Origin of the sequence: Segetibacter aerophilus, assembly GCF_007991655.1 — a bacterium.
In the GTDB taxonomy this organism is placed as follows: Bacteria; Bacteroidota; Bacteroidia; order Chitinophagales; family Chitinophagaceae; genus Segetibacter; species Segetibacter aerophilus.
This window is the reverse complement of the sequence record NZ_BJYT01000024.1, coordinates 1-13,170: the sequence shown is the minus strand read 5'-3', so window position 1 is coordinate 13,170 and position 13,170 is coordinate 1. Positions and strand designations below refer to the sequence as shown.

Below are 13,170 nucleotides of genomic sequence, written 5' to 3'. Positions count from 1 at the left end.
TTCAAATTGTAATTATGCGGCGATTTGTACTTTTTTCCTTGCTTTTTTCCGTTTTCTTAAATTCGTTTTCTCAATCCACTTCACTTTCCACACTAGTCAAAAAAGGAGTATCAGATACATTAGCGCAGTATAGAAAACAAGCATTATCGCACATCAATTATAACCTCTCACTAAACATTCCTTCAAAAAAACAGCAGGCAATAGTTGCATCAGAGATTATTTCTGTAGACTTAGCCAAAAATGAATTTCCGTTACAAATTGATTTTAAGGAGCAACGAAATCGTCTAAAATCGTTGGTTGTAAATGGTAAGGAAATTCCAATAGTTTTTACGAACGAACATATTCTAATTGATTCTCGATTTTTAAAAATTGGCACTAATTTGATCGAAACCAATTTCACGGCAGGCAATCTATCTTTAAATAGAAACGTGGACTTTCTCTATACGCTTCTTGTTCCTGACCGGGCTCGAACCGTCTTTCCTTGCTTCGATCAACCTGACCTTAAAGCGACCTTCAAATTATCCCTAACTATTCCGTCGGCATGGGCAGCACTAACCAATGCACCCCTCGTTGATTCTGTCGTTGCTGCTGATACAAAGACTTTGAATTTTGCGCAGTCAGACACTATTAGCACTTACCTGTTTTCATTCGTTGCCGGAAAATTTAATTCTGTTAGCAAAAACATGGATGGGAGAGCGATGAATTTTTATCATCGTGAAACGGATACCAATAAGATCAATTTCAGCATCGACTCTATTTTTCGTATTCATAAAGACGCTTTAAATTTCGTCGAAGAGTATACGCAGATACAGTATCCTTTTAAAAAGTTCGATTTCGTTGCCATCCCCGATTTTCAATATGGTGGAATGGAACATGTGGGAGCAATTGATTACAAAGCATCGAGTTTGTTCTTAGACTCAGGAGCGACCAAAGACCAGGAAAATGCACGCACAAATTTAATTGCACATGAAACATCACATATGTGGTTTGGAGATTTGGTGACAATGCAATGGTTCAATGACGTTTGGATGAAGGAGGTGTTTGCAAACTTCATGGCAGATAAAGCTAGCCAGGTAAGCCAGGCAAATAACAATTATGACCTCAAGTTGCTGATTGATCATTTTCCTGCCGCGTATGGTGTAGACAGAACCTTGGGAGCTAATACTATCCGCCAACCGTTATTGAATTTGCAGGAGGCAGGCACGTTGTACGGCAACATTATTTATCACAAGGCGCCAATAATGATGCGGCAATTAGAACGGTTGATGGGGAAAGATGCGTTCAGAGATGGACTGCGTGAGTATTTATCCCGGTATCAATTCGGTAATGCCACCTGGCCTGACTTGATCAGCATCTTAGATCAGCATACTACTGCTGACCTTAACAAGTGGAATAAAGTATGGGTAAATAAAGCCGGCCGTCCTGCGATAAATTATAGTTTAGAAACAAGCAATGGTTACATTTCAAAACTTACTATTAGCCAGCAAGGAGAATACTCACCGGAATTAATCTTACCTCAACTCTTTGAGATCGCTTTGGTTTATCCCGATAAAATAGAGGAATATACAGTTGAGTTAGACAAACCTCAAATGGTATTAAAAGCTGTAGAAGGCAAGCAGGCACCGTTGCACATACTTTTTAATTCGTCGGGACAAGGATATGGTTTGTTTCCTATAGATAAGAAGATGTTACTTCATTTATCAACATTGAAAAGTCCGGTGATGAGGGCAACAGCTTTTATCAATCTGTATGAAAACATGCTGTCTGGAAAAGGGGTGAAACCAATACAGATGCTGGATTTCTGCACAACACAAATGCCCGGGGAGTCTGAAGAGCTTAATCTAAGGTTGATCACAAATTATATCAGCGATATTTTCTGGCGATTGATTACGCCCTTTAAAAGGGTAGAAATAGCCAAGGGTCTTGAAGCAAAACTATGGGATGCAATGAATGCAGAGACGGCCGCTAATAAAAAAAAATTGCTGTTCAAAACTTTTCAAAGTATTGCATTAACAAAACCAGCCAAAGACACTTTATACGAAGTGTGCCTGGTTACAATCCGAAGTTGAAAGCAAAAATTCTGCAGGCTACTGATCCTTTATTTAGGGCTGAAAAACTTGTTTCTCAGAAATGATCTTTCTAAGCTTAGAAAAGACTTCTGATGGCAGTTAAGACCTTTTTCGGTCACTTTTTTGTTTAAGTCAATTTCAACAGGTCTTTCCAAAGACCCATGTATTTCTTCCGGTACTTCGCATCGTCTTCCGCTTCAATTAATAGGACCGCTCTAGCCTTCAACTTATCATTACTTAGTCTGTCATAAATTTTTCTAAAGACTTCTAAAATATCATAGCGAATTAAAGTGCCATTCTTTTCGTTGACGCACTCGTTATAGCGAGCCGTTAAACTCTCCACTACTTTCGTTTCCAAATCTTTACTAACAATGGCAATTTTCCAAAGGCTTTGCAGGGAGTGTCTTGCAGTTACGAACTTATCATCCTTTGTTACAACCAATAGCTGTTCAAAATCTTTTAGCATTCGCTGTTTCGGGTCGCTTTTCGCCAGGTTGCTCAATACTTGCACACCAATCGTGCGTTGGTGATTGTCTCCTGTTCTTGTGAGATCTAATAAATCGTCCCAAACTTCGTACGCCCAATTGACCTTTTCCCGGGTTTGAGTCATTATAAATTCAAAAGAAGCATAACGTAGATGGGCGTCTTTGCTACGAAGGTTAGCGAAGTGTTGGGCGATGATCTCTTCCATATTGAAGATTTTATTATGTTTCAAAATTCCAACAGAAGTGTTTGCCGTTGCAATAAAAACGAGGTTAGCCTAAACTAAAGTGGTTCGATGGCGTCACGCGGTACAATATTTTCTTTAGTCAATTAGAGAAAAAGGTAATAAAAAAATGCAAAAGACAATACACAACGCGGTGAATGTTGAGGTTATAGACGAGGAGTTTTACATGCCGCAGTTAGACAGGAACCGCCGGATTTGGGTGTACAAGCCTAGCGGATATTATCAAACGGATAAAAGCTACCCGGTTGTGTACATGCACGATGGGCAAAACCTTTTTGATGAAGCGATTGCATTTGGTGAGGAGTGGGGAGTGGATGATACACTTAACAGCATGCTGGCAGAATGTATAATTGTGGGCATTGACAATAGTGAAAGCAGGATGACGGAATACAATTTTAACGATCATGAAGAGTACGGAACAGGTGAGGGAAGAAAGTATATTGAGTTTATTGCTGAAACGCTGAAGCCTGTGATTGACCTTAATTTTAGAACCAGGCCGGACAGATACCACACACAAATTGCGGGCAGTAGTATGGGTGGATTGATCTCTTTGTATGGTGCTATGTACTATCCAAAAACATTTGGCGGGGCTGGTGTGTTTTCTCCATCCTTATGGTTGGTGCCTCAAGCTAAGAGCGAACTGGAAACTATAGCAGCGGCAAATAAAAAATACCCCCAGCGATTCTATTTCTATGGTGGGGCAAAAGAAGGCGAAAATATGGTAGGTCATATTAATACAATAGCCGAGATGTTGAAGAAATATCCTTTGTACGAAGTTGATGTTGAAGTCGACCCGGAAGGGGAGCACCACGAATATCATTGGCGAAACAAATTCGCAGACTATTATAATTGGCTTGCCAGCGGAGTGATGCCAAAGGAAAAATAACAATCTATTGAGGATGAAACCTACTAATCATAGGTATCACTTCGAGTAGGAATCGGTAGTACAAGTGTGCGACGCAACAAAGTCTAATAGTAGTACTTAAGCTTAGTACCTAAAAATCCTCATCCTTAGTATTGATGATTCTGATGGCTTTTTATTAAATCTAGTAAATGGTCTAAGTTCCGGACGGGTACAAATCGGGCGGCTCGTTACGCAGTTTTATGTCTATAGGGTGTAGCGCGTTTGTATAATCAATAAAAATGAACGCATCATATCTTTTGGGGATTACCGAAGGAACAAAGTAAGGAAACTGACCTTCATCGGGATGGTAGACGACACCAATAGCACGATGGCCGATTGACTTTTTAAAGAACTTTATTTCACTAATGTCTTTCGACAGAATGATTTTGTTGGTGCCACCAAGTTTGTGCAAGATTTCTTCCCAACTACCTTGTTCGGCTTTTGGCACTTCCATTTTTTTAATAGGCTTACCCCAGGCTTCCGCTGCAATCACTGTCCCCTGGTAGGTTCCGCTACCAATAATAAAAACGTTATTGTCACCAAATTCTTTCCTTACCAACTGGCCAACATTCACTTCTCCATTTTGAGCCATGTTGGTATAACGCGCGTCGCCGACATGCGTGTTGTGTTCCCAAACAATCGCCTTAGTATCGGGACCATGAAAAGCCAGTAGGCGTTTTAGTGTTTCGATCATATGCTTGTCGCGAATATTCCAGGATTCTACTCCATTCGTAACCATTGTACGGTAATAGCGCTCGCCATTTAGTGCCACTAAAGCATTTTGCTCCATCACGAAATCGGACTCATTTTTTGTTGGTTTGTCTTCGGTAAGCTTTTTAATCGATTGCCAAAATCGGGTTGTTTCTACCCGGCAATCATCTTCCATCTTAGCAACCGCCATTGCATATTGCTCGGCATCTGCATTAAAAGGTTTAAAGCAGGCATGTACTTTATTTGCTGCCTTCGTTACAGATGGTTCTGCGCCTTTCAGGTACGGCATTACTTCGCTCATTGACTCCCATAAGCAATAAACGTCAAGTCCAAAAAAGCCGACTTTCTCTGCTGCAGGTTTCGACTGGTTGTAATTGTTCAGCCAGGTAACCAATGAAGCAATTTCATAATTTCCCCACATCCATGTCGGCCAGCGATTGTATTCTTTTAAAAGTTCTACAGCAGAGGCACTGTCTTTTTTACCGCCTTTAATAAAATTATTTACACGGTACGAGTCAGCCCATTCACTTTCAGAGGCAATAAAATCAAATCCTTTTTCCTGTATTAATCTTTTAGAAATTGCAGTCCGCCAGGTGTAAAATTCTGATGTGCCATGTGTAGCCTCGCCTAACAAAACGACCTTTGCATTGCCGATCTGTTCCATTATTACATCAAGGTCTTTCTCATTCCTTAAGGGATGGTTTGGTATGGTTAAACGAACGGAGTCTTTGCTATCTCCTGATGCGTAACTATATATCTGGTTGCTATCTTTTGCAGCTACGACAGTAACTTCCTCGTTGTGATTTGCCTTGGGCTTACATGAAAAAAACACGCTGGTTAAGCTAAGAACGAACACTAACATTTCACAGTGACTACAAAGTGTCTTTGCCATATTGCCTTTTTATCAAATGTTACAATTAAAGGGCCAAGAGGACGTTTGGCATGGGCAATTCGAGCTGATAGGAAGGTGCGAATACTTTGTAAGTTTTGTTGGGTTCTTTGTTGGCCCGGCTGAATAACTCTCGTCAGCTTTTCTTGCGTCGCACTCTTCAACTGCTATCATTCTATTCAGCAACGGCAGTTTTCTTATTTAAGAAGGTTTCAATTTCGGGCTTGTGCTTAGTAATCAACTTCATACATTTCAGCTTAAGAAAAAATGAATACTTTTAGCTCATTCTTAGTTCCCATTAAACTCCGTTTGAAACCCTCATTATGGAAGGTATCGTAAACTGTATCGCTTACTGTGAAGGTCGTCGTGTCGCTAACATCGACATTGCCAAAATCCGCGAGACATTACTGCACAAAGACACCTTTGTTTGGGTCGGGCTGCACGAGCCGGGAGAGGAGTTGCTAAAGTCTATACAGGAAGAGTTCGATTTGCACGACCTGGCCATTGAAGACGCACACAACGCCCATCAGCGACCCAAACTGGAGTTGTATGGAGAAACGATGTTTATTGTTTTGCGCACTGCACAAATCAATTCAATCAATCATCATATTGATTTTGGTGAGACGCATTTTTTTGTCGGAGATAACTTCATCGTCACCGTTCGCCATGGTTCATCGCTTTCTTATAAAGATGTACGGGCACGGTGTGAAAACACGCCGGAGTTATTAGGCAAAGGTCCCGCGTTCGCGTTATATGCTGTAATGGATTCTATCGTTGACCAATACTTCCCGGTAATTGAAACACTTGAACAAAAACTACTTGATGTAGAAGAGGAAATCTTTGGTAAAAAACCTACCCGCGGCACTACGCAAAGGATTTATGAACTGAAGCGGGAACTATTGGAAGTAAAGCGGGTCATTACTCCCTTAATAGATATCTGCAATCGACTGATGCGTTTCGATATTAAAAGAGTTCCGGATGATACTCGTCCTTACTTCCGCGATGTATATGATCACGCAGTAAGAATAAATGAAATGCTGGACAACACCCGCGACCTTGTTACCGCTGCGTTGGAAGCTAATTTCTCACTTACATCCATCTCGCAAAGTGAAGTATCTAAAAAGTTTGCCGGATGGGCTGCCATCATCGGCGTACCTACTATGATTGCGGGCATCTATGGTATGAACTTCGAGGCAATGCCCGAACTGCACTGGCACTACGCGTATCCCGTGGTATTGGCCGTAACCTTTGTGCTCTGTATAGTTTTATATATTTTCTTTAAACGCTCGGGGTGGCTGTAGAGTATAAACACTTTGTTCAGCCAATCTTACAAATAGCTCAACCACCACTGTTGATGCGTCATCTTATAGTGATTAAACCACTTCGCAGGCAAGTAAAGTACCGCTACTACTGATAACCAGATTAAATAAACGATAGGCAGACCATAGCCAAAATTTACAGGCCTGAATGCGAAAGGACTTCGGGGATCAAAAATCTGTGCGGACGAATGTCCTGTAGCATAAAATAGTATAACGAGCAGTGTATGTAAAATATAGAAATGCAGAATGTAGTAAAAGAAGGGAACACGGCCATAAACACTCGCAACTCTGGTAAGGGAGGATTGAAAGCTTTCAAAAAAGGCAAGTAATAGTATAGAGGGACCAATCGTCATACAGGTATACTGTAAAGACGGTGGATATTTACTTGTATCAAAAAAAGAGAAGATAGAATGTTCTCCGGGTTTCCATAAACCGGGATCGCCGTAAACACGAGTAAAACGCAGGACAATAAAAAGAATAATAGCAGCCGAGCCTGTTACTAGTAGCAATTTCTTTCGACGCTCCGCAGGGAAATCTTTCTTAAACCAAGGACCGATACTATATCCAAGAAACATTAAACCCGTCCATGGAAGAATGGCATAGAAGGCGCCGATGACGTGGTTTTTATCAATAGGAAATACCGCACCACGAGTCGTCATTAAAAGGGTAGTGATAACAGTTGTTACACCTGTTTTTGGAAGCGCGATGTAATCAAAAACGTTGTGAGCGAACACCAGTAATAAACCAATCGCCAGTATGACTTTGTAAGATGTCCTTACAAACAAACCCAGAAGGACCATACTAAATCCGATTGCCCATATTACCTGAAGTATAATAAAGTTGTAAAAAGGATTGAAAGTAAGCCCAAATGTTACCAAGGTTACTTCAACAATAATAAGCCACAGTCCTCTTTTCAACAGGAATGAACTTGCTTCATTCGTTGTTTTATTCTTCGAAGAAAGATATGCAGAAAGTCCGGAAAGAAATACAAATGTGGAAGCGCAATAATGAGTAATCCATCTTGTAAAGTACAACATGGGGGTGGTGGTTGCGGGGTCTAACGGGTCTGCCGTCATTGCAGTATTATGAAAAAAATCGCGGGTATGATCAAGCGCCATGATGATCATGACAAGACCTCTCAAAATGTCTATACTCACAATGCGGTTAGTAGTTGCAGACTTCATTAAAGGAAGATATAATTTTAAGAGGAATTCTCAGAGTCATGCAATTTTAAATCGAATTGTCAATTAGAGGTGTATTATCAAACAGCTGCACTTTCCTATCCGATAATATAAATTTCCTTTTAGAGTTGCGTTAGAACGCGTCTGCATTTCGTTCGCAATAGAATGTTCTAACAACCTTAGTTCCGTTATTGCAATTGTAGAAGGAAGTTGTTAATATTATATAACATCTATATATAATGGTTTGATCCATTTAGCCCACCCGTTTCCCTTTAAAAAATTTTTTCAACTAAATCCACAATTTATGAAACTGAAATTTTCTCTTTTTTATGCACTGTGCATGATTTTCACTCTTGGTCTGATTGCCCAACCACCCGTCTCCGTTCCTTTTCAACAGTACAATGGAGAACCAGGAATTAGGAGAAGCATATCGCAATTGCTAGCCTCTCCGCCTGATCCAATAGCATTGGAAGCGAGAAACCTGTTAAGTCTAAAAAAACCAGAATTCAACATGGTCGAGTTTAGAGGTTTTCAGGAAAAAATAGAGGCCAATCGCTCAAGAACAGAAAGCGCTAATGAAGAAGGTGACGACGATGACATAACGACCAAGCAATCGTCATCGGAAGCATTGGTACTACCAGGCAAAAACCCGTTCAACATCTGGTCGAACTTTCTAGCATCAAACCTTGATGAAGCGCACAGTTGGCCGCCCGATCCTAACGGGGATGTTGGACCAAGCCAGGTTGTTGCGTTAATGAACGCAGGAATTAAAGTATTTGAGAAAAGAAGCGTTACTGATGCTCCTTTAGTGACTCCCAAAGGCATCCATAATACGCCTGCGCCTTCTACTTTATTCATTACGCTCGACCAATTTTTTGCTCCCTTAATACGTCCGGGAGCTTACACTTCAGATCCTCATGTCCGCTATGACCGGTTGACAAAACGCTGGTTTGTTGTAGCGATCGAGGTTAATCCATCCTTTTCAAACAACTTTGTTTTGCTAGCGGTAAGTGATGGAGAAAGAATTACAAATGTATCAAGTTTCATTTATTATCGGTTTCCTTCTGCTTTAATTGCCTTTAATCCTGCTACTCCATTTGCCCCTTTCCTTGATTATCCGATGCTGGGAGTTGATAAAAATGCAGTCTTAATAGGCGGTAATGATTTTTTCATAAATAATTTCGGTGGCGTTGACTCTCTCTACTTTGTTGGTTACGCTTTAAATAAAAGAAGGCTTCTACAAGGGCAATTAACTTTATATGCTATTAAGTTTGGGGCAGAAACTCCAACAGGTGGAAGCGGTATTATTATTCCACAAGGCGTTCATAACGACGACCCTTTGGCAACAAGAAGTTTTTTTGCGGGAATAAACTTTCAATCTAATGCTATTTTATTAGCCGGATTAAATTTCAATGCAAATAGTCAGCTTACTAGTATAACCCAGTACACTGTACCTGTAGAGCATTTTCAGTTTCCAAGAGATGTTACTGCCCCCGGAAGCCCAATGCCAATTGACCCATTAGATACAAGGCTGCTTGCCGCCGCCATTTATAAGAACAAGCTGACTGGTAAAAGCAGTTTATGGACGTCGCATGTCATTGGAGTAAACCAAGCTGGACATTATGTTCCAGATAACTTGTTTGTAAATGAGGCTCGCACTGCGTCGCGATGGTACGAAATTGATAATATTTATACAAGTCCTGGTCTAAATCAATTAGGAACAGTCTATGATCCTACCACCCCGAGCGGCAGAAGGGCCATGAATTATTTCAATTCAAGTATTGCAGCAAATGGACAAGGGCATGGAGCATTAGGAGGAACCCAAGCCGCATTTAATAGATATTTAAATGTGTTTGTAGCAGGGCGATCGAATATGGATGCACCAGGAACGCTGGCAAATCCGGAAAGAGCTACAAATGCTCATGCTATTTACGCCCCCCATTTTGAAGGATACGGGTATATTGGGCGTTGGGGAGACTACAGCCAGACTGTTGTAGATCCGATAGACGATCAAACGATATGGACCTTCCAGGAATATGCTAACGCCGATGACAGTTATGGCGTAAGGGCCGTTCAGCTGAAAGCTCCACCTCCCGCAACGCCTCTTCCGTTGGCGCCGTTGAGTAATAAGAATAATAGCGCCGTTGTTATTGAAGGATTATCAGTGGACAATTCTGGTTTTTTTGATCCTGGCGCTGATGTCGGAGGTCCGGGATACAATAGACTTACAGTAAAATCAACGGGAAACATTATTGTTACCAATCTCAAGTTTATTAGTCCTACAAAAATTTCCTTCACCCTTAGTACCAAAAATAAACCGGCCGGAAAGTATACTTTGATAATTACTAACCCTGATGGACAATTTGTAGTTGTAGAATTTAAAATTGTGAAAGATGTTTCAACAACACAAACGTCAAGCAGTTCAACCGGTCTTACACAAGCAGGAATAGAAAAATTGCAACAAGATTTTGTAAAAGCTAGTAGCGTTTTTCCAAATCCAACCGAAAACGATGTAACTGTCCGGATCGATGCGGCAAAAAATTATAAGGGCAAAATTGTTGTGCTTGATTTAAGTGGCAAGCGTTTGTCTGAGCGAAATTACAGCTTCACAAAAGGTAATAATCAATCTCAGGTTTCTTTGGCAGGCTATACTAAAGGCGCTTACATAATTGCTGTGTTTAATTCCGAAAACCTTTTAGTTGCACACTATAAAGTCGTGAAAAATTAAGAAGGTGGATTGTTTAAGCTTTTTCAGCTCTTAACAACCCAGTCCGTGGCAAAACAAAGAGGCTGTCTCAAAACTTGAGGCAGCCTCTTTGTTCAATAGACACTCGGATTATTCTTTGAAAAAAGATATGCAGAAAGTCCAGAAAGAAATACAAACGTAGGAGCGCAATAATGATTCATCTTTCGGAGTAGAAGATGGGCTAGTGGTTGTAGTTACAGGCTGATTCCAGGAACTTGAGCGAAGCAGTTTCTTATATAATCAATATAAAGTTGCCTGTCAGCAAAACATATAATCTCAAGACAAAAGCTCAAGACAGCTCATTTCTCCTTTTAAAAAAACCCCTTATAAAACCTTTAAAGCTGCGTTTATATTTTCTTCCATGTTTTCTACTATTGATTAAACATTTCTTGCTGAAAATCTTCTTTGCTACCCAATAAAAATAAAAAGATTTACGTTTTAACCGCTAAAACTAACATGCAAGAAAGTCGTTCCTATCGCCTGGCCTTTTATGGGTCGGGAAGTGAGTATTTTAAAATACTTATCGTAAATACAATCCTCAGCATTTTAACTCTTGGTCTATATTATCCTTGGGCAAAAGAAAAGAAACTGAAATACCTCTATAGCAAGAACACTTTTGATGAAACCCCTTTTGTATTCTCTGGTACAGGTAAAGAAATGTTTAAAGGCTTTATTAAGGCGGTTGGCATTTTTGTACTGATTTATGGTATCGTTTTGTACCTCGCCTTAAATGGTCATGTAGCAGCTGGCCTGATCTTCTTCTATGCTGCATTTATAGCCATCATACCTATCGCCCTTCATGGAGCTTACAAGTATAGAATGGCTAAAACAAGCTGGAAAGGAATTCGATTTGGATACAATGGGGATCGTAAGGAGCTAGTGGGGATATTCGTAAAAGGGATATTGCTTACGATTGTCACACTAGGTATTTACGGAGCATGGTTCTCAATGAATATTCGCCGTTACATCTTATCAAACATTAGCGCAGGTAATGCACGCTTTGTGTATACTGGCCAGGGCAATGACTATTTCTGGCTGAATGTAAAAGGGTACATTCTAACCATACTTACATTAGGCATTTACATGTTTTGGTGGCAAAAAGATCAGTTTGAATTCCTGGTAAATAACATGCGACTTGAGCAAGAAGAGGACGTTGTATTTTTTAATTCTAAGGCAACAGGGGCAGGGTTTGCAGGACTTATGATTGTAAATTTGTTAATCCTTGTTTTTACGCTGGGATTAGGTTTTGCATGGGTTGTCACAAGGAGCATGAGTTTTATTATGAACAATATCGAGGCGTCCGGTTACTATTCACTCGAGTCGTTGCAACAGTCGCAGCAAGACTACAGCGATGCAACTGCTGATGATATGGCCGATATACTTGACCTTGGAATAGTGTAGATGGAAAACGAAAAAATGTTTTATTACGATGGAACAAGTACCCGCCCTTCAGAAGTGCGGGTACTTGTTTTTCAGGGGCAAGCGCATTTGCGTAAAGATGAAGATCCTGCGTTCAATGAAGCTTTTCCACTCGGCGCCGCAAATTTAAACCACATTGGAAACACACAGTACCTGTATTTTGATAAGGCAGGTTTAAAGTACCTGCAATACGATGCTAATCATCCTTTGGCCTCAGCAATTAGCAATGAACTAGAAAAAAATAAAGGCAACTGGGGCCAAAGGCTGATGAAGCAGCGCGTGATTGTTTTGTTGTTGATTGTAGTCACGCTCGGAGCAGGTCTTTACCTTATTACTGTCAACCTTATTCCCTTCATTGGCATGCGGGTAATAGGAGTGGAGCAGGAAATAAAAATAGGTGATAAGCTTAAAGAGATAACACTGAAAGAAGCCCCTGTTTTTGGTGACAGCCTTGATTCATCCGCGAGCCAACTCTTACAAAAATTTGCTGATCAACTTCGTTTAAGTAGTAAGTATCCTATAAGGGTTACTTTCATTAATAGCGATTTGGTTAATGCTTATGCATTGCCGGGCGGAAACATAGTAGTGTATCGGGGCATTCTTGAAAAAATAAAAACGGGCGAGGAATTGGCGGCTTTGCTAGCGCACGAGAGCAGTCACATCAATGAACGTCATTCACTTCGTTCGCTACTAAGAAGCGCGGCAAATGGTATTATCATTTCAATCGTTTTTGGCGACGCCAGTGGTATTTCCGGGGCAGTTGTCAGTAATGCGGAAACGCTAAACGGCCTAAAATATTCCCGCTCTCTCGAGGCTGAAGCTGATGAAAAAGGAATGGACCTTTTGCGGGCAAATGAGGTAAACGTCGATGGTATGAAACAACTAATGCAAATGCTGCAGAAAGAAGATAAACTTCCGGGCCAACTTGCGTTTATTAGCACACATCCATTAACCAAAGAACGAGTTGCTGCTACTGAAAGCTATTTATCTAAACATCGCGAAACATTCCAGAAAAGAGCCGATCTCGAACAAGCTTTTAGAGACCTAAAAGGCAAATTGAAGAAATGGTAATTCCTTATTAAAAAGGGTAAAACTGTTTTGGTTTGGTTTCAAGCATTCGTCCATCATTCAACATCGTTGTGTCACTCACTTGTACTTGTTTAACAGGCATCTTTTCTATTTCATTTTCTATTTATCATTTTTTG

9 protein-coding genes are annotated in these 13,170 nt (G+C 40.5%); 6 read left to right on the top strand and 3 right to left on the bottom strand.

The genetic code is table 11. The features are described 5' to 3' along the window. Positions 1–14: 14 nt before the first annotated feature. Positions 15–2,069 (top strand): M1 family metallopeptidase, encoded by a 2,055-nt coding sequence (locus SAE01_RS20235; protein WP_147205629.1) that lies wholly within the window; start codon positions 15–17, stop codon positions 2,067–2,069. 127 nt (positions 2,070–2,196) lie between these two features. Here the strand turns inward: SAE01_RS20235 and SAE01_RS20230 are convergent, their stop codons facing one another. Continuing rightward, on the bottom strand, positions 2,197–2,760 hold the full coding sequence (locus SAE01_RS20230) for a hypothetical protein (RefSeq protein WP_147205628.1): 564 nt from the start codon (positions 2,758–2,760) through the stop codon (positions 2,197–2,199). A gap of 145 nt (positions 2,761–2,905) precedes the next feature. Between SAE01_RS20230 and SAE01_RS20225 the strand changes: the two genes are divergently transcribed. After that, the gene (locus tag SAE01_RS20225) at positions 2,906–3,682 is read left to right on the top strand and encodes an alpha/beta hydrolase (protein ID WP_147205627.1); all 777 of its coding nucleotides are present in this window, start codon (positions 2,906–2,908) and stop codon (positions 3,680–3,682) included. 172 nt (positions 3,683–3,854) lie between these two features. Here the strand turns inward: SAE01_RS20225 and SAE01_RS20220 are convergent, their stop codons facing one another. Further along, positions 3,855–5,303: an erythromycin esterase family protein gene (locus SAE01_RS20220; RefSeq protein WP_218029208.1), complete on the bottom strand. Its 1,449-nt coding sequence runs from the start codon at positions 5,301–5,303 to the stop codon at positions 3,855–3,857. Positions 5,304–5,623: 320 nt separating this feature from the next. Between SAE01_RS20220 and corA the strand changes: the two genes are divergently transcribed. After that, positions 5,624–6,601 (top strand): magnesium/cobalt transporter CorA, encoded by a 978-nt coding sequence (gene corA / locus SAE01_RS20215; RefSeq protein ID WP_147205626.1) that lies wholly within the window; start codon positions 5,624–5,626, stop codon positions 6,599–6,601. Between the two features lie 26 nt (positions 6,602–6,627). On the opposite strand, the gene SAE01_RS20210 is transcribed toward corA, so the two are convergent. Continuing rightward, the gene (locus SAE01_RS20210; RefSeq protein WP_147205625.1) at positions 6,628–7,803 is read right to left on the bottom strand and encodes an acetyltransferase domain-containing protein; all 1,176 of its coding nucleotides are present in this window, start codon (positions 7,801–7,803) and stop codon (positions 6,628–6,630) included. A 301-nt stretch (positions 7,804–8,104) separates the two neighbouring features. Here SAE01_RS20210 and SAE01_RS20205 point away from each other — a divergent pair, with 301 nt between their 5' ends. From SAE01_RS20205 to SAE01_RS20195, 3 genes are all read left to right on the top strand, one after another. Further along, positions 8,105–10,528, top strand: a complete 2,424-nt coding sequence (locus SAE01_RS20205) for a T9SS type A sorting domain-containing protein (RefSeq protein ID WP_147205624.1) — start codon at positions 8,105–8,107, stop codon at positions 10,526–10,528. Between the two features lie 474 nt (positions 10,529–11,002). Continuing rightward, entirely contained in the window at positions 11,003–11,947 is a 945-nt protein-coding gene (locus tag SAE01_RS20200; RefSeq protein ID WP_147205623.1) for a YjgN family protein, read from the top strand. Further along, positions 11,948–13,036 carry a M48 family metallopeptidase gene (locus SAE01_RS20195; RefSeq protein WP_147205622.1) on the top strand — a complete coding sequence of 363 codons (1,089 nt, stop codon included), beginning with the start codon at positions 11,948–11,950 and terminating at the stop codon, positions 13,034–13,036. The last annotated feature ends 134 nt before the right edge of the window (positions 13,037–13,170 follow it).

Excerpts from the sequence above, each read along its gene's own strand:
- corA (WP_147205626.1), top strand. The coding sequence starts at position 5,624 with ATGGAAGGTATCGTAAACTGTATCGCTTACTGTGAAGGTCGTCGTGTC.
- SAE01_RS20210 (WP_147205625.1), bottom strand. The coding sequence starts at position 7,803 with ATGAAGTCTGCAACTACTAACCGCATTGTGAGTATAGACATTTTGAGA.
- SAE01_RS20225 (WP_147205627.1), top strand. The coding sequence starts at position 2,906 with ATGCAAAAGACAATACACAACGCGGTGAATGTTGAGGTTATAGACGAG.
- SAE01_RS20205 (WP_147205624.1), top strand. The coding sequence starts at position 8,105 with ATGAAACTGAAATTTTCTCTTTTTTATGCACTGTGCATGATTTTCACT.
- SAE01_RS20200 (WP_147205623.1), top strand. The coding sequence starts at position 11,003 with ATGCAAGAAAGTCGTTCCTATCGCCTGGCCTTTTATGGGTCGGGAAGT.
- SAE01_RS20230 (WP_147205628.1), bottom strand. The coding sequence starts at position 2,760 with ATGGAAGAGATCATCGCCCAACACTTCGCTAACCTTCGTAGCAAAGAC.
- SAE01_RS20220 (WP_218029208.1), bottom strand. The coding sequence starts at position 5,303 with ATGGCAAAGACACTTTGTAGTCACTGTGAAATGTTAGTGTTCGTTCTT.
- SAE01_RS20195 (WP_147205622.1), top strand. The coding sequence starts at position 11,948 with ATGGAAAACGAAAAAATGTTTTATTACGATGGAACAAGTACCCGCCCT.
- SAE01_RS20235 (WP_147205629.1), top strand. The coding sequence starts at position 15 with ATGCGGCGATTTGTACTTTTTTCCTTGCTTTTTTCCGTTTTCTTAAAT.